Annotated in this window: 19 protein-coding genes and 2 tRNA genes; 19 read left to right on the top strand and 2 right to left on the bottom strand. The window is 36.5% G+C overall.

What is annotated here, in order from left to right; all coding sequences use genetic code 11:
- Positions 1-63 precede the first annotated feature (63 nt).
- The 3 genes from gerE to ACYFX0_RS10260 all read left to right on the top strand — a co-directional run bounded on the left by gerE (position 64) and on the right by ACYFX0_RS10260 (position 1,854).
- Positions 64-288 (top strand): spore germination transcription factor GerE, encoded by a 225-nt coding sequence (gene gerE, locus ACYFX0_RS10270; RefSeq protein ID WP_000659484.1) that lies wholly within the window; start codon positions 64-66, stop codon positions 286-288.
- 107 nt (positions 289-395) lie between these two features.
- A complete protein-coding gene (locus tag ACYFX0_RS10265) occupies positions 396-1,058 on the top strand; it encodes a type 1 glutamine amidotransferase domain-containing protein (RefSeq protein ID WP_098829521.1) in 663 nt (220 codons plus the stop codon).
- Between the two features lie 157 nt (positions 1,059-1,215).
- The gene (locus ACYFX0_RS10260; protein ID WP_001233010.1) at positions 1,216-1,854 is read left to right on the top strand and encodes a TetR/AcrR family transcriptional regulator; all 639 of its coding nucleotides are present in this window, start codon (positions 1,216-1,218) and stop codon (positions 1,852-1,854) included.
- Positions 1,855-1,902: 48 nt separating this feature from the next.
- Here ACYFX0_RS10260 and ACYFX0_RS10255 read toward each other — a convergent pair whose 3' ends face one another.
- Positions 1,903-2,586, bottom strand: coding sequence for a type 1 glutamine amidotransferase domain-containing protein (locus ACYFX0_RS10255; RefSeq protein WP_142398767.1), 684 nt, complete (start codon positions 2,584-2,586; stop codon positions 1,903-1,905).
- A gap of 513 nt (positions 2,587-3,099) precedes the next feature.
- Here ACYFX0_RS10255 and ACYFX0_RS10250 point away from each other — a divergent pair.
- The 9 genes from ACYFX0_RS10250 to ACYFX0_RS10210 all read left to right on the top strand — a co-directional run bounded on the left by ACYFX0_RS10250 (position 3,100) and on the right by ACYFX0_RS10210 (position 9,743).
- Entirely contained in the window at positions 3,100-4,425 is a 1,326-nt protein-coding gene (locus ACYFX0_RS10250) for an MFS transporter (protein ID WP_000513862.1), read from the top strand.
- A gap of 213 nt (positions 4,426-4,638) precedes the next feature.
- Complete coding sequence (gene racE / locus ACYFX0_RS10245) at positions 4,639-5,448, top strand: glutamate racemase (protein ID WP_000774005.1); 810 nt, start codon at positions 4,639-4,641, stop codon at positions 5,446-5,448.
- 234 nt (positions 5,449-5,682) lie between these two features.
- Entirely contained in the window at positions 5,683-6,732 is a 1,050-nt protein-coding gene (gene gerM, locus ACYFX0_RS10240; protein WP_001126747.1) for a spore germination protein GerM, read from the top strand.
- A 131-nt stretch (positions 6,733-6,863) separates the two neighbouring features.
- Positions 6,864-7,601, top strand: a complete 738-nt coding sequence (gene rph / locus ACYFX0_RS10235) for a ribonuclease PH (RefSeq protein ID WP_001261763.1) — start codon at positions 6,864-6,866, stop codon at positions 7,599-7,601.
- Positions 7,602-7,612: 11 nt separating this feature from the next.
- Positions 7,613-8,221, top strand: a complete 609-nt coding sequence (locus ACYFX0_RS10230; protein WP_000815946.1) for an XTP/dITP diphosphatase — start codon at positions 7,613-7,615, stop codon at positions 8,219-8,221.
- 13 nt (positions 8,222-8,234) lie between these two features.
- Positions 8,235-8,738, top strand: coding sequence for a metallophosphoesterase (locus tag ACYFX0_RS10225; RefSeq protein ID WP_000645510.1), 504 nt, complete (start codon positions 8,235-8,237; stop codon positions 8,736-8,738).
- Positions 8,739-8,846: 108 nt separating this feature from the next.
- A tRNA-Gly gene (locus ACYFX0_RS10220) sits at positions 8,847-8,920 on the top strand.
- A 1-nt stretch (position 8,921) separates the two neighbouring features.
- Positions 8,922-8,995, top strand: a tRNA-Arg gene (locus ACYFX0_RS10215).
- Between the two features lie 547 nt (positions 8,996-9,542).
- Positions 9,543-9,743 carry a hypothetical protein gene (locus ACYFX0_RS10210; RefSeq protein ID WP_000124591.1) on the top strand — a complete coding sequence of 67 codons (201 nt, stop codon included), beginning with the start codon at positions 9,543-9,545 and terminating at the stop codon, positions 9,741-9,743.
- An 89-nt stretch (positions 9,744-9,832) separates the two neighbouring features.
- On the opposite strand, the gene ACYFX0_RS10205 is transcribed toward ACYFX0_RS10210, so the two are convergent.
- Entirely contained in the window at positions 9,833-10,447 is a 615-nt protein-coding gene (locus ACYFX0_RS10205; RefSeq protein ID WP_000475213.1) for a PH domain-containing protein, read from the bottom strand.
- Positions 10,448-10,966: 519 nt separating this feature from the next.
- On the opposite strand from ACYFX0_RS10205, the gene ACYFX0_RS10200 reads away from it, so the two are divergent.
- The 7 genes from ACYFX0_RS10200 to ysxC all read left to right on the top strand — a co-directional run bounded on the left by ACYFX0_RS10200 (position 10,967) and on the right by ysxC (position 20,405).
- Positions 10,967-11,215, top strand: a complete 249-nt coding sequence (locus ACYFX0_RS10200) for a hypothetical protein (protein WP_001983650.1) — start codon at positions 10,967-10,969, stop codon at positions 11,213-11,215.
- A 197-nt stretch (positions 11,216-11,412) separates the two neighbouring features.
- A complete protein-coding gene (locus ACYFX0_RS10195) occupies positions 11,413-12,411 on the top strand; it encodes a hypothetical protein (RefSeq protein WP_000358275.1) in 999 nt (332 codons plus the stop codon).
- A 309-nt stretch (positions 12,412-12,720) separates the two neighbouring features.
- On the top strand, positions 12,721-13,998 hold the full coding sequence (gene tig, locus ACYFX0_RS10190; protein WP_000105215.1) for a trigger factor: 1,278 nt from the start codon (positions 12,721-12,723) through the stop codon (positions 13,996-13,998).
- A 264-nt stretch (positions 13,999-14,262) separates the two neighbouring features.
- Entirely contained in the window at positions 14,263-15,522 is a 1,260-nt protein-coding gene (clpX, locus tag ACYFX0_RS10185) for an ATP-dependent protease ATP-binding subunit ClpX (protein WP_000472289.1), read from the top strand.
- A 106-nt stretch (positions 15,523-15,628) separates the two neighbouring features.
- Positions 15,629-17,299 (top strand): ATP-dependent protease LonB, encoded by a 1,671-nt coding sequence (gene lonB / locus ACYFX0_RS10180; RefSeq protein ID WP_000119171.1) that lies wholly within the window; start codon positions 15,629-15,631, stop codon positions 17,297-17,299.
- A gap of 182 nt (positions 17,300-17,481) precedes the next feature.
- Positions 17,482-19,812 carry an endopeptidase La gene (gene lon / locus ACYFX0_RS10175; protein ID WP_000097281.1) on the top strand — a complete coding sequence of 777 codons (2,331 nt, stop codon included), beginning with the start codon at positions 17,482-17,484 and terminating at the stop codon, positions 19,810-19,812.
- Positions 19,809-20,405, top strand: coding sequence for a ribosome biogenesis GTP-binding protein YsxC (gene ysxC, locus ACYFX0_RS10170; RefSeq protein WP_460270398.1), 597 nt, complete (start codon positions 19,809-19,811; stop codon positions 20,403-20,405). The genes lon and ysxC overlap by 4 nt, the downstream gene beginning before the upstream one ends.
- Positions 20,406-20,427 lie beyond the last annotated feature (22 nt).

The raw sequence follows: 20,427 nt of genomic DNA, 5'->3' as shown, positions 1-20,427 counted from the left end.
GACTAAATAAACACCCAACTTACACATACACAGCTCTGGCTTAAGCAAGGAGGGTTATACCAGTTGAAGGAAAAAGCGTATCAATCTAAACCTTTACTCACAAAGAGAGAAAGAGAAGTATTTGAATTACTGGTTCAAGATAAAACAACGAAGGAAATTGCAGGTGAACTTTTTATAAGTGAAAAGACAGTTCGTAACCACATCTCAAACGCAATGCAAAAGCTAGGGGTTAAAGGACGTTCACAAGCAGTTGTTGAGCTTCTTCGTATGGGAGAGCTCGAACTATAAGAAAGCAGCCGACTTTTATATAAAGAGTCGGCTATTTTTCTGTTTGTTTCACTTGCTATATGAATGATAAGAAGATTACATACATAAATAGGTAATAAGGAGGGGATATGTTGAAAAGGATACTGTTAGTTTCAACAAGTGCTCATGATATGAATGGACACCCGACTGGTTTGTGGCTTGAAGAGCTTGCAGCTCCTTATCATTTATTTAAAAAGGCTAAGTTTGATGTTGATATTGTGTCGATAAAAGGCGGAAGAGTACCTATAGATAGAGTGTCTATTCCGAATGGTATACCTCGCGAATTCAAGCACGTTGCGTCTTTATTGCAAAATACGAGACCGATTTCAAAGGTTCATTTTTCGGACTATGATGCGGTTTTATTTGGTGGTGGGCACGGGGCGATTGTAGATTTTCCAGGTAATCCATATGTAGCAAATTTGATTGAGAATATGTATAACAATAACCGGATTGTAGCGGCTGTTTGTCACGGAGTAAGCTCCTTAGTCGGTGTGAAAAATAAGGATGGCTCGTTTTTTGTTGCCGGTAAGCGTATAACGGGTTATACAAACGATGAAGAAAAAGCTGTACATTTAGAAAAGCGCGTTCCGTTTTTATTAGAAAGTAAGTTGAAAGAAGAAGGAGCTTTGTTTTATATAGCCCCCAATTTTACGTCACATGTGGTAGTAGATGGACATTTAATTACAGGACAAAACCCGCAGTCTAGTGTGGAAATGGGTAAGGCTATAAAAAGGGCTGTAAATAAATTATAGAAAAGGTGCTCGCTACTCATAAAGGTAGCGGGCATTTTTTCTATAGTGTAAATGAACCCTTAAACTAAAAAGATGTATTGAGTATAGTGACTTCATTTATAATTAATTGTGAATTTGCTATACTATTTTGTATGGACAAAAGGGGAGGCTCTTTTAAATGAGAAAAGTCGCATGTGCAAATACTTATATTAATAAAATCAAGCCCGTTATTAGAAAGGCGAGTTTTAGCCAATTGAAAATAGATGAAATTGCGAAATATATGGATATTAGTAAAGCTACTTTATATAAACGTTTTTCTTCGAAAGATGAAATTATTGAGGCGGTAGTAGAGGATTTCATGAACTATCTACTCGAAGGTGATGCGGATAATCAAGATGAAAGTATGTCATTTACAGAACGGTTCCAAAAGACATTTATCCATTCTTTAAAATGTGTGACATATATTTCGGATGTTTTTTTGCAAGATTTGAAAGAAGCATATCCGCATTTGTCGGATCAATTAGTCGCTGCACAACAAAATCGTAATCATAATTTGCAAATGTTTTTTGAAGCGGGTATGGAACAAGGCTACTTTAATAAGATGAACGCACAATTATTTATGGTGCAAGATGATGTGATGTTAAGACGTATTATAGATCATTCTTTTTGTATTCAGTACGATATTACGTTAAAGAAAGCGATACTTGATTTTTATCAATTGAAGAAGTATCAACTTTTTAAACCAGAGTATATAGATGCAATTGATGATTCGGAAATTGAAAAAGAAGTTATTGCTATTTTGCAAATGATTTCGTAAAAAAGCAGATCTCCCTTAATAGAGGGAAATCTGCTTTTTTAGTACATATTATTTTTGTAACTGTTTTAATACTAATTCGGCTACTGGACCACCTGAAGCTGGGTTTTGACCAGTGATAACACGATTATCTTCTAAAGCATAAGCTTCCCACGGTTGCGCGGCTTTTTCGTAAAGTCCTCCATTTTTAATGAGTTCATCTTCTGTTAAAAATGGAACGAATTGATCTAATTCAGCTAATTTTTCTTCTTCATTTGAAAAGCCTGTTACCTTCTTACCACTAATTAAACGATCCCCATTACTTAATGTAATATGAAATAAACCAGCAGCTCCATGACAAACGGAAGAAACAATTCCGCCGTTTTCATAAATGTTGCGGCAAATATTTTGAAGTTGTTTATTTTCTGGGAAGTCCCAAATACCCCCGTGACCACCTGCGTAATAAATAACAGCGTAGTCTTCTGGATTCACTTCACTCGGTTTCATTGTAGAACCGAGGCGATTCATAAACTCTTTCTTTTGATACCATTCCCAATCGACGCTCTCCGCCATTGCTAAACTATGTGGATCAATTGGTGTATAACCGCCTTGTGGGCTGACATAATCGACTTCGTAACCCGCTTCTTCTACTTTTTTTACGAAATGTACAGCTTCACCAAGCCAAAGTCCGGTAGCCCTATTTAAATTTGGATATTTTTCTACACTTGTTAATACAACTAAAATTTTTTTCTTCATCATAATCCTCCTATAATGTCTCTTCTATATAAAAGTTCTGTATTCGTTTCGTCTTATTAAGTTAAAAAATGCAAATTTGAATAATCATGCCAGTCCTTCTCATATCGGGTTCGAAATTAGTGTATAATAAATTTTGAACAAAGTAAACTAAAAAGGCTAAATTAGTTTAGTTTGTATATTTTTCGTTGACAAACTGTAATGCTGAAACTATGATAGTTCCATGAATATCGAACAACATTCTTGTTTCGTGTCGAATTCAATTTACCCCGCTATTTTCCGGGCAGTAAGACCCCCACCTCAAAATTCAGCGGAAGCAAAGAAGTTAGGTGGGGGATCAACTGCCCGTAAAAGTCCGATTGATGAGGGCTGGTTAAAGTTTCACTTTATCGCGCGATAAGGTAGTACCTTTTATACATTTAATGAAGTTGTTTAGTGGTGATACAACATTTAAATAACTTCATTTTTCATCTATAGTTTGACAATTTTAAAATTGCAATCAGGAGAGTGTTACACATGGGGAAAGATATAAGTAACCATTCGAAATGGTTTGTTTTTACATTATGTTTTATTGTTTTGTTAGGACCGATGAACGCTGTGTTATTTAATGTAGCGCTAGAGGATATTGCCAATGATTTATCAATTAGTCAATCGAAAGTAAGTTGGGTTGTAGTGGGGTATTCTTTAGTTGTTGGTATTGGTTCGATGATATATGGAAAACTGGCTGATCGTTACAGTGTAAAAAGGCTATTAATTATTTCTATTATCATATTTGTAGCTGGTTCTATTGTTGGGTTTGTGAATCAATCTTATGAGATTATCATTTTCGCAAGGTTAGTGCAGGCGAGCGGGGGAGCAGCGTTTATTGCGCTCAGTATGATTGCGGTGGCAAAATTAGTTGCTCCAGCTAAAAAACCGGGTGCGTTAGCAATGATTAGTTCTTCTATTGCATTAGCGGTTGGTATTGGACCTTTAGTTGGTGGGGCAATTACAAATACGTTAGGGTGGCCGTATTTATTTTTATTTATGGTTATTTCAATGATTGGTATTTTCTTGCTCGTAAAATTTATGCCAGAAGAGGCGCAACATACCGATGAAGTGTTTCGCTTTGATTTCATTGGAGCAGTTTTATTATTTGTATTGATTACGACCATTTTATTAGGAGTGAATATTAATAGTTGGCTTTTTGTGTTATCTGTTGCTTTCCTATTTTTATTCAGGGCTCATATGAAGAGAACAGAGTCGCCGTTTATTGATATTGAGTTGTTTACAAATAAACCATTACTTCGTTTAATAGCGGTCGGATTTATCATTAATGTGGCGTTATGTGCTAGTTTATTATTATTACCATTACTGTTAGGAAGAGGACACGGATTGTCTCCATTCGTTATTGGAATTGTATTGTTTGTTGCATCTCTCTTTGGTATTGTATCTAGTGTTATTACCGGAAAGATTATTCCTTCGTTTGGGAATGTGAGGATGATGTATGTAGCGTCTGTAGTTATGATCATGGGCTTTTTAATTTTAGGGATTATTCCGAATGGGAACTTACTCTTTATTTTATTTGCGGTTATTTTAACATTTATGAGTTATTCGGCAATTCAAGTATCATTAAACACATTTATACCCAAAACATTAAATCCAGCTAAAGTTGGAGTTGGTCTTGGTTTATATAATTTAATTAACTTTTTCGGTATGGCATTTGGACCAGCTGTAGCGAGCAAAATTATGGAATCTACAAATAGTTATCGATTGAATTTTATTTTGCTCGTCATTTTAATTTCTGCTCATTTCTTCTTATTAATGGGAATGTCTTCTTTTCAAAAAAAGATGGAGCAATGAGTATGCACCTTATATAGAAGAAACCGACTTTCTTATAGAAGGTCGGTTATTTTTCTGTCTTGCAAATTACGAAAAAAAGGAGCAAAATAAAAAAGGTCCTAGTCTATACATGGGTAAATGAAAATTTTCATACAGAAGCATTTGAAGTGAGCGAACTTAAAGTGTGTAAAATATAATGATAAACATAAAAGATGATGAATGAGAAAACGGGTGATGAAGTTGAATAGAGCAATCGGTGTTATCGATTCAGGAGTTGGCGGTTTAACAGTAGCGAAGGAATTAATTCGTCAGTTGCCGAAAGAGCGTATCATATATTTAGGAGATACAGCACGTTGTCCTTATGGTCCACGTTCTCGAGAAGAAGTGCGTCAATTTACGTGGGAAATGACGGAGCATTTACTAGATTTAAATATTAAAATGTTAGTTATTGCGTGTAATACAGCAACTGCAGTTGTATTAGAAGAGATGCAAAAACAATTACCAATTCCAGTAGTAGGAGTTATTCACCCAGGATCACGTACAGCTTTAAAAGTGACAAACACGTATCATGTTGGGATTATTGGAACGATTGGAACCGTGAAAAGTGGTGCATACGAAGAGGCGTTAAAGTCTATTAATAACCGTGTTATGGTAGAAAGTTTAGCTTGTCCACCTTTCGTTGAACTTGTAGAGAGTGGGAATTTCGAAAGTGAAATGGCGTACGAAGTTGTAAGAGAAACGCTGCAACCACTGAAAAGTACCGATATTGATACCCTTATATTAGGGTGTACACATTATCCGATTTTAGGACCTGTTATTAAAAAAGTAATGGGAGATAAAGTACAACTAATTAGTTCTGGTGATGAAACAGCACGTGAAGTAAGTACAATCTTATATCATAGTAAAATGTTGAATGAAGGAGAAGAACAAAGTGATCATCTCTTCTTAACAACAGGAAAAATAGGCTTGTTTAAAGAAATTGCATCAAAATGGTTCGGTCAACCGATTGAAAATGTGAAGCATATTCATTTAGAAAAAGAATAATAGTAGAATTCATATAAGTAAGCTCCTGAGAAATCAGGAGTTTTTGTTTATCCCGCTATTTTCCGGGCAGTAAGACCCCCACCTCAAAATTCAGCGGAAGAAAAGAAGTTATGTGGGGGATGAACAAAACTCCCACTGATTAAAGTTTCACTATATAAGAGGCACAGCTTGTTCTAAAATGTGAAACGGCTCGTATACATAATAGTACAAACTTAGATTTTAGGGGGGAATGGCATGCCTAAATCCACTTTTAAATGGGTTGTTGGTGCTACTGTGAGCGCTGTTTTACTAACAGGGTGTGGCTTTATAAATCAGGAGAAAGCAACTGAACAAATTGATCCGCCAAAACAAGTTACGTATACAGAGGGTGGGAAGAAAGAAGTAGCTAAAAAAGATAAGCAAGGGCAAATGGTAAATAGAGAACTATACCTTGTTGATAAAAATGGTTATGTTGTACCACAAACATTAGCTATACCTACTCCGAAAGCAAATGAGACTGTGAAGCAAACGTTAGAATACCTTGTGAAAGATGGACCAGTAACGAATTTATTACCGAATGGGTTTCGTGCAGTCATTCCGGCGAATACAACGATGACCTTAGATTTGAAAAAGGACGGGACGGCAGTTATTGATTTCTCTAAAGAAATGAAAAACTATGCGAAAGAAGAAGAGCGGCAAATCGTTGAATCTATAGCGTGGACGTTGACGCAATTTACAGAGATAAAACAAGTGCAGTTCCAAATAAATGGTGAGAAATTGGCAAAGATGCCTGTTGGTGGTACACCGCTTGGTGAAGGAGTGAGTCGTGCAAATGGTATTAACTTCGATGATGAACAAGTAGCAGATGTAACAAATACAAAACCAGTCACACTGTATTTTATGGCGCAAAATAATAATAAACAGCAATATTACGTACCAGTAACGCGCCGCGTTGCTGAAGGAAAAGAAAATGATTATGCAGCAATTATAGATGAGCTTGTAAAAGGTCCGATTCATCAATCGCTCCTGAATGATTTTAATCCAGGCGTTAAGCTTATTACGAATCCGAAATTACAAGACGGAAATCTTACATTAAACTTTAATGAAAATATATTTGTAAACCCAGATAAAAATATGATTTCAAATTACGTATTGAAGTCGTTAGTTTTATCTTTAACAGAAAAGAAAGGTGTGAAAAATGTTTCTATTGAAGTGAATGGAAAAGCGAATCTTATAGATGAAAAGGGCGGAAAGTTAATAAAACCTGTAGATCGTCCAGAAAACGTGAATACAGGTAGTTTTTAATCTTGAATAATTTGATATACTTAAGTAAGAAAGGAGAATTGCTTTTTGGGTTCTCCTTCTTTTATTGTATACATATCATACATTTAAAATTGGCTATACTAACGAGTAGTAATTAAGAGGAGGTTATTTTTATGCGAGTAGATGGTAGAGAGAAAACAGAATTACGCCATATACATATTCATACGAATTATTTAAAACATCCAGAGGGATCTGTATTAATTGAAGTTGGGGATACAAAGGTGATTTGCTCAGCGACAATTGAAGAGCGTGTACCACCGTTTATGCGTGGAGAAGGAAAGGGCTGGGTAACAGCTGAATACGCGATGATTCCGCGTGCAACAGAACAACGTACAATTAGAGAGTCAAGCAAAGGGAAAGTAACAGGACGTACAATGGAAATTCAGCGTCTAATTGGACGAGCATTACGTGCGGTAGTTGATTTAGAAGCGCTTGGCGAGAGAACAGTTTGGATTGACTGTGATGTTATCCAAGCAGATGGTGGAACGAGAACAGCGTCTATTACAGGTGCATATGTAGCGATGGTACTAGCTTTTGAGAAGTTATTACAAGCAGAAAAAGTATCTAAAATTCCAGTAAAAGATTATTTAGCAGCAACGTCAGTAGGGATTGTTGAAGAGCAAGGTGTTGTTTTAGATTTAAACTATGCAGAAGATTCTAAAGCAGACGTTGATATGAACGTGATTATGACTGGAAAAGGCCAATTTGTTGAAGTGCAAGGAACTGGAGAAGAAGCGACGTTTAGTAGAGCGCAGTTAAATGAACTACTTGATGCTGCGGAAAAAGGCATTTTCCAACTGATTGATATGCAAAAAGAAGCTTTAGGCGACATCGTATCTCATATAGAGTAGAGGTGGAAAGTATGAAACAAGTTGTTGTAGCGACAAAAAATATGGGTAAAGTACGTGAGTTTGCTGAGTTATTTGAGCGATTTGATTTAGAAGTAAAATCATTACACGATTTTCCTCATATTGAAGAAGTTGAAGAAACAGGTGAAACATTTGAAGAAAATGCGATCTTAAAAGCGGATAGTTTGAGTAGACAGCTGAATTCAATCGTAATTGCGGATGATTCGGGTCTTATTGTAGATGCTTTAAACGGAAAACCAGGAGTGTATTCAGCGCGTTTTGCTGGTGAACCGAAAAATGATCAAGCAAATATCGATAAAGTGTTACAAGAATTAAATGGCATTGACTTTGAAAAGCGTAAAGCACGTTTCTATTGTGCATTAGCAGTTGCTTTCCCTGAAGGTGATAAAAAGCCTGTCATTGTAAATGGGACATGTGAAGGATTTATTTTAGAACAACGCCGCGGGGAAAATGGTTTTGGATACGATCCGATCTTTTATGTGGAAGAATACAAAAAAGCAATGGCGGAATTAAGTTCAGATGAGAAAAATGCTATTAGCCACCGTGGTCGTGCTCTTCGTAAGTTAGAAGAAAAAATCCCGGAATGGTTTTTAGGAGAATAAGGGAGAGAGTATGATGAAAGCTTTAATCGTAAGCGATAGTCATAGCTCTGTGAAGGAATTACAGCAGTTGAAAGAGAAATATGAAGGGAAAGTAGATATCATGATTCATTGCGGTGATTCAGAGCTAACGCCTGCTCATGAAGAAATGCAAGGTTTCCGTGTTGTAAAAGGAAACTGTGATTATGCTAACTTTCAAGATGAAATTGTAACTGATGTAAATGGAATTCGCTTCTTAGTTGTGCATGGACATCGCCATAATGTGAAAATGACATTACAAACGCTAGCGTACCATGCGGAAGAAGTAGGAGCGCAAGTTGCATGCTTCGGACATTCTCACGTATTAGGTGCGGAATTAATCGACGGCGTTTTATTTATTAATCCAGGCAGTATTTTATTACCACGTCAGCGTGTAGAAAAGACATTTGCTGTATTAGAAATGGATGAAAATCAAATGGAAGTTCGTTTTGAAACATTAGACGGACAACTAGTTGAACAAGCAGTTTTTAAAAGAGGATAATAAAATTTATCCTCTTTTAAAAAAGGTGTTGACTTTATGTATGGTTATACATATAATAAATATTGTCGATAGGGCAACGGCGCTAACGAAGAAAAGAAAATAACATATGCGGGTGTAGTTTAGTGGTAAAACAAGAGCCTTCCAAGCTCTGGTCGAGAGTTCGATTCTCTTCACCCGCTCCATGTCCCAGTAGCTCAGCCGGATAGAGCATACGCCTTCTAAGCGTACGGTCGGGAGTTCGAATCTCTCCTGGGACGCTAACAAAAACCTTGTTATCTTTTGATAACAAGGTTTTTTGTTTGTCTAAAAATTGATGTTTGGGTTATAAGTGTAGTTCATTCTTAATATCTGCGACCTTTCCTTCGATATTAAGCAGTTGCATATGTACTTCTTTTTCTTAAATAAAAAGAGCGCCGTTTATCCCGCTATTTGCCGGGCAGTAAGACCCCCACCTCAAAATTCAGCGGAAGCAAAGAAGTTAGGTGGGGTCGGGCTGTCCGTAAAAGTCCGATTGGTGAGGGTTGATTAAAGTTACACTTTATGCGCCCTGTTCCTCATATTTAATTTAAAGAATCAATAGGCTTATGGTAGAACTCAAATCCATATCCAGATTCTCCTAATTGTTCACTTGCAATGTTATAAAAGTTTTTACCATTCTAGTGTGATTGAGTAGCCGTTATCGGAACTTATCCCTGATAGTGTGTTACAATTAATAGAAGCGGAAAACGAGAATCTCCAATTGACTGGACGTGTGATTAGTTGGACAGTTTAAGAAGGTTGTATAAAAAGGGAGATGGCGCAAAGATGGCGAGAACAAAAGAGAATGATTTAACGGAGAAATTGGCAGAAGGTCAACGGAAATATGGTGACGGCAACTTTACAGTACAGAACATCGGTGATGAAACTAACCCGAATTGGACTGTCGTAAAAAATGTGAGGAAGGGATCGGCAGGCATTCGCGAAGGAGAAGATATATTAAGACTGCGATCAAAATATATAAAATAGTACGGAATGGGCGGAGCGGGAGTTCGAATCTCTCCTGGGACGCTAAAAAAACCTTGTTATCTTTTGATAACAAGGTTTTTTGTTTTAAATTAGTTATTAATAAACTTCTCAAATACAAAACCATAATCTTTCACATTGTATTGTTTCTTCGTATCAACAAGCCAGTTAAAGGCAATCTCGTTCATCTCTTTAAATTGCTCTGCTAAGTTTACTTGTGCGTTTGAAATACGGCTGAAAGCATTAGATGCCATATCTAAACTTTTATGTGCATATTGTAATGTAATGTCGTTGTCGTATGAAATTTCTTCAATTTTAAGTAAAGCCTTATATAAATCTTTTAATTCTTCAATATGTTTTTTATGAACATCAATTGAGTAATGCTCATCTCCCATTTGAAACTTAATTTCTATATCTAAATCAATCGTTCCTGCAGTTTCAAGTGCTACGTTTTTAATTTGATATTTACTATAGCTATAGCGGCGCAGTGTGCGTTTTTTACTTGTTGCGCTTGTACCATCTAGGTGGAGTAATCCTTTGTTTGTGAAGCAATATTCATCTGATTTGGATTTAATTAGAAAATAAATTTTCTCTCCATCTTCGTGCATCACGTAATCATCAGCATCAACTTTATCGTAATCTTTCGGTGTAATGACAGAACCTACATCGCTTAACCCTAAAACATCAGCAGCTACTTTTTTGAACATATATAATCCCCCTTGTAAATTAAATTCTTAATTGTACAAAAATATATTAACATGATTTTCATTTTTTGTTTTCTTGTAATACGAAAATATCTGAAGGTAAGTTAAGAAAAGTAACGCATAATTATTTTGATCCTAAATTATTTAGTAAATCTATTAGTCTAAGAGTCGATTCGCCGAAAAGTAACCAAGAGAAAAAAGCTAATTTTGCAAGTGATTATAGAGAAATTTCGTGAAAGCACCTCAAGCGATATGAGGTGTTTTTCAATCCCTTTTTGAAATCTTACAATTCTGTAAGGTAACTGTAAGGTAGTTCGATGGTAAGAAATTGCTAATCTTTTATAATGAAGATAACAACGATAAAACGAGGAGGAAGAAATGATGAAAGGGTTAGTTGTAACGGGCTTAACGGTTGCTTTTGGATTTGTAGCGTATGAGAAATTAACGTATGTAGTCGATGTTGTGAAACATTTGATTGCTTAGAGAAAACAGCTATGAGAGGGAAAGGGAATGAGTGAATGAATGGAATGGTTATTTGGAATTATAGGTACTTGTAGTGTAGTGTTATTGTTCTTTGTCCCAAGTGGTATACTTAGTTCGACAACAAGTTTGTTCTTCTTAAGTTTGTTTGCTTGTACGATGCTTATTATTATGTTTTTAATGAAGCGAAGTAAACCAATCTTCTATTTTAGCATGATTGTTATGGCAATTATTGTTCTCCAAATTATTACCCTTGTAATATACCCCACAATTATAAAAGCTTTCCATTAATGATGAATCCTCTGCGCTTGTTGCTGGGGATTTTTATTTGTACAATTTTAATTTTTAGTAGAGATTTACTCGTATCGGAATATAAAAATTAAATATTTTTATATTTCAAACAAATGATTTAGGGATGTTGTGTTCTCATTACGCATTTGATATATTTACTTTGAGCATAATTAAAATCAAGAAAAAGAGGCGGACGTATGGATAAAAAAGAAAATACGGTCGTATTGTTTCCACAACTATCAGAGCGCTATATTGATGAAGGTTTTTTAGCGCTGAAAGAGCGGAAATTCGAAGATGCATTGCGTTGCTTTGAAATATTACGTCAGTATAATGCGGAAACGGAACAAACGGAATTAGCTTCAGTTATTTGTTTACTCGAATTAAAACGTATGGAAGAAGCGAAAGATAAATGTGAACAGTTGCTTAAAACAGGAGTTGTCTTATTTGGTGATATTCTTGAAACGTACGTAACAATTTTAGTTCAAACAAATGATTATGAAGGTGTTATTGAAACTGTTGAAAAGGTTTTACAAACGAAAGATATAATGCCTGATCAAAAGGAAAAATTAGCGCAGCTTGCTTTATTTGCAGAAGGTATGCTAAATGAGGGAGACGCATCGCTAGTGGATTCAAACTTTGAATTGGATGAGTTTACTAATGAAATTTTTGGAGAAAACTTTGGACAGAAGCTAAGAGCGATTCAGCGACTTTCGTTAAAAGATTTAGATCTTGCATTACCTGTTTTAAAGAAATTTTTAATAGACGAAGAGCAGCACCCCTATTTGAAAACTTCTATTTTGTATAAAATGATAGAAAGTCAGGTAGAAGAAGAAATAGAGGTAGAAAAGTTTGGAAATACGATTAAGGTGATTCCAGCATTTACAGGTCATAATGAGGAGCAATCCAATAACATTATACATAAATTATCAAGCCGATTAGAGCAAAATTATCCCGATATATTTGAAGCGATGGTTACATATTGGAAAGAGTTGCAAATTAGCGTTTTCCCATTCGCTCTATTAATGGATAAAGAAGAGATTTGGTCAGCTGTTTTAGAGAGAATTGGAAGAAAGCGTTTCGGATTGGCTATTGATGAAGAAGAGCTTATGGCAGCATATAATATCGAATTGGAAGAGTTTCATATTGCCTATCAATGGTTATTACGTGTTGAAAGAGAAGGATATTTGCCCGTATAATTATGAAAAAGAATCGTTCAGTTCTTGAAACGAGCATATTCTATGTTATAATGTAAGGGTTGCAAAAGGCAGAAATCTGCCTGTTTGTAAGAGAAGAGAAGTGCAATTCTCTTACTTAATATGTTTCATATTATTCTCGAACAAAATATACCGTAGTTGTCTTCTGGGCAATTAGTAGATTGGAACATTATATCTGAAAGCTTTTGCTAGAGGGTTATTTGTGTATTTGTTATTTCAAAAAAGAGATAATGAAGATTTTAATCTATAGAGGTATGTGCATACATTATTATAGTTGGAGGGAAAGAATAAATGTCTACAAAATGGGAAAAATTAGAAGGTAACGTTGGCGTTTTAACAATCGAAGTTGATGCTAAAGAAGTAAACAACTCTATCGACGCTGCGTTCAAAAAAGTAGTAAAAACAATTAACGTACCAGGTTTCCGTAAAGGAAAAATGCCTCGTCCATTATTCGAACAACGCTTTGGTATTGAATCTTTATACCAAGATGCTTTAGATATCATTTTACCAAAAGCATACGGTGAAGCGATTGAAGAAGCTGGTATCTTCCCAGTTGATCATCCTGAAATCGACATCGAGAAGTTCGAAAAAAATGCTAACCTTATCTTCACTGCAAAAGTTACAGTGAAACCTGAAGTTAAATTAGGTGAGTACAAAGGTTTAGCAGTAGAAAAAGTTGAAACAACTGTAACTGACGAAGATGTAGAGAACGAATTAAAATCTTTACAAGAGCGTCAAGCTGAACTAGTTGTTAAAGAAGAAGGAACTGTTGAAAACGGTGATACAGCTGTAATCGACTTCGAAGGTTTCGTTGATGGCGAAGCATTTGAAGGCGGAAAAGGCGAAAACTACTCTCTAGCAATCGGTTCTGGTACATTCATCCCAGGTTTCGAAGAGCAAGTAATCGGTCTTAAATCTGGTGAGTCTAAAGACGTTGAAGTATCATTCCCAGAAGAGTACCATGCTGCTGAATTAGCTGGCAAACCAGCAACATTCAAAGTAACAATTCACGAAATCAAAACAAAAGAACTTCCTGAGTTAAACGACGAGTTCGCTAAAGAAGCAGACGAAGCGGTTGCAACTCTTGATGAATTAAAAGCAAAACTTCGCACAAACTTAGAAGAAGGCAAAAAGCACGAAGCTGAGCACAAAGTACGTGACGAAGTAGTAGAATTAGCTGCTGCTAACGCTGAAATCGAAATTCCAGAAGCTATGATCAACACTGAGTTAGATCGTATGGTTCGTGAATTCGAGCAACGTTTAAGCCAACAAGGTATGAACCTTGAGCTTTACTACCAATTCACAGGTACTGACGCTGACAAATTAAAAGAGCAAATGAAAGAAGATGCACAAAAACGTGTAAGAATCAATCTTGTTCTTGAAGCTATCATTGAAGCTGAAAACATCGAAGTTACTGAAGAAGAAGTAACTGCAGAAGTTGAAAAAATGGCTGAAATGTACGGTATGCCAGTAGACGCTATCAAGCAAGCTCTTGGAAGTGTAGACGCTTTAGCTGAAGATCTTAAAGTGCGTAAAGCTGTAGACTTCTTAGTAGAAAACGCTGCATAATAAAATAACAAGGCACGATTTTAATCGTGCCTTGTTTTATAAATATAGAAATATATTTATAAAACTTTTCGATGGAGAAGGAAATGTTCCTTTACAAGTCGAATATACATATTTCAAAAGTTTTAAAATTTTTTTATTTGTACATAACTAGTCATATTATTTGTATTTCTCGCCACGTAGTGACATAATATGTATTTACATACGATACATTTATCGTGTACATACGAAGGCAAGAGGTTAGCACTTTGTAAGGGGTGTGAAAATATGTTTAAATTTAATGATGAAAAAGGGCAATTAAAATGTTCTTTCTGTGGTAAAACACAAACGCAAGTTCGAAAGTTAGTGGCAGGTCCAGGTGTTTACATTTGTGACGAGTGTATCGAACTTTGTACTGAAATTGTACAAGAGGAGCTTGCGAAGGACGAAGAAGTAGAATTCAAAGATGTACCGAAACCGGTAGAAATTCGTGAAATCTTAGATGAGTATGTCATCGGGCAAGATAGCGCGAAAAAAGCACTAGCGGTAGCGGTATATAATCATTACAAACGCATTAATTCTAACAGCAAAATTGATGATGTAGAATTAGCGAAGAGTAATATCGCACTTATCGGGCCAACAGGTAGTGGTAAAACATTACTGGCACAAACGTTAGCGCGTATTTTAAATGTTCCATTTGCAATCGCGGACGCAACATCTTTAACAGAAGCTGGATATGTTGGGGAAGATGTAGAAAATATCTTACTAAAATTAATTCAAGCAGCTGATTATGATGTAGAGAAAGCGGAAAAAGGAATCATTTATATTGATGAGATTGATAAAGTGGCACGTAAGTCCGAAAATCCATCAATTACACGTGATGTATCTGGTGAAGGTGTGCAGCAGGCACTTCTGAAAATTTTAGAAGGTACTGTAGCAAGCGTTCCACCTCAAGGTGGTCGTAAGCATCCGCACCAAGAGTTCATTCAAATTGATACAACGAACATCTTATTCATTTGTGGTGGAGCGTTTGATGGCATTGAGCCGATTATTAAACGTCGCCTTGGTGAGAAAGTAATTGGATTTGGTTCTGAGAAGAAAAATGCTGATGTAAATGAGAAGCATGTTTTATCTCACGTATTACCAGAGGATCTTTTAAGATTTGGTTTAATTCCAGAGTTTATCGGTCGTCTTCCAGTTATTGCGAACCTAGAGCCACTTGATGAAGATGCTCTTGTTGATATTTTAACGAAACCGAAAAATGCACTTGTTAAGCAATTCCAAAAACTATTGGAGCTTGACGATGTTGAGTTAGAGTTTGAAGAAGGTGCACTAATCGAAATTGCGAAAAAAGCAATTGAACGTAAAACGGGTGCTCGTGGACTTCGTTCTATTATTGAAGGCTTAATGCTTGATGTAATGTTCGAACTTCCATCTCGTAAAGATATCGAGAAGTGTATTCTTACAAAAGAAACAGTAGCTGATAATGAACCGCCAAAATTGGTGTTACAAGACGGTACTGTACTTGATACAAAAACATCTGCATAATGCGAAAGGGAAACAGCAATTTTTATAATTGCTGTTTTTCTTTATGTTTAGCTACGTTCCTCCGCGGAAATACTAAGAGATAAAATATTGCGGGAGGAAATAAATAATGAGCTGGACAAATATATTTTTAGTTGTTCAACTTGTTTTTGGTGTAATTGTCGGATTATATTTCTGGCATTTACTTCGAAATCAACGAACACAAAAAGTTTCAATTGATCGAGAATCGAAAAAAGAATTAGAACAGCTTCGTAAAATGCGTGAGATTTCTTTAACAGAGCCGCTAGCAGAAAAGGTGCGTCCTACAACCTTTTTAGATATTGTAGGGCAAGAGGACGGGATTAAGTCGTTAAAAGCGGCTCTTTGTGGTCCGAATCCGCAACATGTAATCATATATGGCCCGCCAGGTGTTGGGAAAACAGCGGCAGCACGTCTTGTATTAGAAGAAGCGAAACGAAATCCTAAATCTCCATTTCGTACGAATGCAACATTTATTGAACTTGATGCGACGACAGCTCGGTTTGATGAACGTGGTATCGCAGACCCTTTAATTGGTTCGGTGCATGATCCGATTTATCAAGGTGCTGGGGCGATGGGACAAGCAGGTATTCCGCAACCGAAAAAAGGTGCTGTAACAGATGCGCATGGTGGTATTTTGTTTATTGATGAGATTGGCGAACTCCATCCGATTCAAATGAACAAAATGTTAAAGGTGTTAGAAGATCGAAAAGTATTTTTAGAAAGTGCGTACTATAGTGAAGAAAATACGATGATCCCAACATATATACATGATATTTTCCAAAAAGGCTTACCGGCAGATTTTCGCTTAGTTGGAGCAACGACACGTTCGCCAGAGGAAATTCCTCCTGCTATTCGGTCACGTTGCTTAGAAGTATTTTTCCGTGAATTAGATACGGAAGAAATTCAAAAAGTAGCGAAAAATGCCGCGGAAAAAGTAGAAATGCAAATAGGCGAAAATGGTATTGAAATGATTGGGATGTATGCAAGAAATGGACGAGAAGCGATTAATCTCGTGCAAATCTCTGCTGGTATGGCGATAAATGAAGAACGTTCTTTCATTAAAGATGAAGATATAGAGTGGGTTGTTCACTCAAGTCAGCTTACACCGAAATACGAAAAGCACATTTATCCGATTCCAAGGATTGGTCTTGTAAATGGTCTTGCTGTATACGGACCAAATACAGGTGCGTTATTAGAAATTGAAGTAACAGCAATTCCGGCGAAAGATAAAGGGTCGGTAAATGTTACCGGAATTGTAGAAGAAGAAAGTATTGGTAGTCAAACGAAATCGATTCGCCGTAAAAGTATGGCAAAAGGCTCTGTTGATAATGTATTAACAGTACTTCGTTCTTTAGATGTGTTGCCAGAAGGATACGATATACATATTAATTTTCCAGGTGGTATCCCAATTGATGGACCTTCTGCAGGAATCGCTATGGCAACAGGTGTATATTCTGCGGTGCATCGCACATATGTAAATAATGAAGTAGCGATGACAGGTGAAATAAGTATACACGGAGAAGTAAAGCCTATTGGTGGCGTGTACGCAAAAATAAAAGCTGCGAAAAAAGCGGGAGCTAAGAAAGTCATTATTCCTGCTGAAAATATGCAACCATTTTTGTATACTATAAAGGGAATCGAAATTATTCCTGTCCGTAAGTTAAAAGAAGTATTTGAGTTAACATTTATGCAAGAAAATGCGCATAGAGAGCTAGATGTACATACTAACGTAGACGAAACAGATGCACAATCTATGTAAAAATAAACAATAATAAAATTTGCCAGACTTCGTTTAAGTTTGTATGCTTAATCGGAGTCTTTTTTCTTTTCGTGAGGTAGAAAAATAAGCTATTTATAATTGCGAGGAATCTCAGCAATTGCATCTAGGTGTATTGTAATATAAAATAGTTGAACAGGAGTTTAATTTATTATGGAGGTGCTATGTCTAGTATGAATACGAACGAAAGAATCGTGCCCCTCCTACCATTAAGAGGCGTTCTCGTATATCCAACGATGGTTTTGCATCTTGATGTAGGACGTGATAAATCGATACAAGCACTAGAGCAGGCGGCAATGGATGAAAATATCATCTTTTTAGCAATGCAAAAAGAAATGAATATCGATGATCCGAAAGAAGATGACATATACAGTGTAGGTACAGTGGCGAAAGTCAAGCAAATGTTAAAATTGCCGAACGGTACGCTTCGTGTCCTTGTGGAAGGTTTACATAGAGCAGAAGTAATAGAGTTTATCGAAGAAGAAAATATAGTACAAGTGTCTATTAAAACGGTAACTGAAGAAGTAGAAGATGATTTAGAAGAGAAAGCTCTTATGCGTACGTTACTGGAGCATTTCGAACAATATATTAAAGTTTCGAAAAAAGTTTCAAATGAAACATTTGCAACGGTAGCTGATGTAGAAGAACCAGGGAGATTAGCTGATCTAATTGCTTCTCACTTGCCGATTAAAACGAAGCAGAAACAAGAGATTCTAGAGATTGTATCTGTAAAAGAACGATTACATACACTTATTTCAATTATTCAAGATGAACAAGAGTTACTTAGCCTAGAAAAGAAGATTGGGCAAAAAGTGAAACGTTCAATGGAGCGCACGCAAAAAGAATATTTCTTACGTGAGCAAATGAAGGCGATTCAAACTGAACTTGGCGACAAAGAAGGTAAGGGCGGAGAAGTAGAAGAACTTCGTGAAAAAATTGAACAGTCAGGAATGCCTGAAGAAACAATGAAGGCTGCGCTGAAAGAATTAGATCGTTATGAAAAGTTACCAGCAAGTTCTGCGGAGAGTGGTGTTATTCGCAATTATATTGATTGGTTATTAGCGCTTCCGTGGACAGAGGCAACAGAAGATATAATTGATCTTGCTCATTCAGAAGAGATTTTAAATAACGATCATTACGGTCTTGAAAAAGTGAAAGAGCGTGTACTTGAATATTTAGCTGTACAGAAGTTAACGAATTCATTAAAAGGACCTATCCTTTGTTTAGTAGGCCCTCCTGGGGTCGGCAAAACTTCGTTAGCGCGTTCAATTGCAACATCATTGAATCGTAAATTTGTCCGTGCATCTCTTGGTGGTGTGCGTGATGAATCTGAAATTCGTGGTCACCGCCGTACATATGTTGGAGCAATGCCAGGACGCATTATTCAAGGTATGAAAAAGGCGAAAACAGTTAATCCAGTCTTCTTATTAGATGAGATTGATAAAATGTCTAACGATTTCCGTGGAGATCCATCAGCGGCATTACTTGAAGTATTAGATCCAGAACAAAACCATAACTTCAGTGATCATTACATTGAAGAACCATATGATCTATCGAAAGTTATGTTTGTAGCAACCGCTAATACACTTTCAAGTATTCCAGGTCCATTACTTGACCGTATGGAAATCATTTCGATTGCTGGCTATACAGAACTTGAAAAAGTACACATTGCTCGTGAGCATTTATTGCCGAAACAATTAAAAGAGCATGGCTTACGAAAAGGTAATTTACAAGTGCGTGATGAGGCGCTTCTTGAAATTATTCGTTATTATACACGTGAGGCTGGTGTTCGTACGCTAGAACGCCAAATTGCAAAAGTTTGCCGTAAAGTAGCGAAAATTATCGTTACAGCAGAACGTAAACGTATCGTTGTGACAGAGAAAAAGATTGTTGATTTACTTGGTAAACACATATTCCGTTATGGGCAAGCTGAAAAAACAGACCAAGTTGGTATGGCAACAGGTCTAGCTTACACAGCAGCAGGCGGCGATACACTTGCAATTGAAGTTTCTGTAGCGCCAGGAAAAGGGAAACTAATTTTAACGGGGAAACTTGGGGATGTTATGAAAGAATCAGCACAAGCTGCGTTTAGTTATATACGCTCTCGTGCAGAAGAGCTTCAGATTGACCCGAATTTCCATGAGAAAAATGATATTCATATTCATGTTCCAGAAGGAGCAGTTCCAAAAGATGGACCGTCAGCAGGTATTACGATGGCAACGGCACTTATTTCTGCACTAACAGGTATTCCTGTAAGTAAAGAAGTAGGTATGACAGGTGAAATTACACTTCGTGGTCGTGTATTACCAATTGGTGGCTTAAAAGAAAAAACATTAAGTGCTCACCGCGCAGGCTTAACAAAAATTATTTTGCCAGCAGAAAACGAGAAAGATTTAGATGATATTCCAGAGAGCGTAAAAGAAAACCTTACGTTTGTGCTTGCATCTCATTTAGATGAAGTATTGGAGCACGCATTAGTAGGAGTGAAACAATGAAAGTAACAAAAGCAGATATTGTAATTAGTGCTGTTAAACCAGAACAATATCCAGACAGTGATTTACCAGAAATTGCATTAGCAGGTCGTTCAAATGTCGGGAAGTCTTCCTTTATTAATAAAATTTTAAATCGTAAAAAGTTAGTGCGTATTTCTTCTAAACCAGGAAAAACGCAAACACTGAACTTTTTCTTAATCAATGAGATGATGCATTTTGTTGATGTTCCAGGTTATGGATATGCGAAAGTGTCTAAATTGGAGCGCGCGGCATGGGGGAAAATGATTGAAACGTACTTTACAACGCGTAAGCAATTAGACGCAGCTGTATTAGTAGTTGATTTACGTCACCAACCAACAAGTGATGACGTGATGATGTATGATTTCTTAAAGCATTATGAAATCCCAACAATTATTATTGCGACGAAAGCCGATAAAATCCCGAAAGGGAAATGGCAAAAGCATTTAAAAGTTGTAAAAGAAACGCTTGCTGTTGAAATTGGCGATGAAATCGTTCTATTCTCTTCTGAAACAGGACTTGGAAAAGAAGAAGCGTGGAAGGCAATTCATAAAATGACAAAAACAAAAAACGCGTGACGAATGTCGCGCGTTTTTTTCT

This window comes from Bacillus sp. NEAU-Y102, from assembly GCF_054788175.1.
Note: the sequence above shows the minus strand (reverse complement) of the source record. Positions and strands in the feature narration are given on the sequence as shown.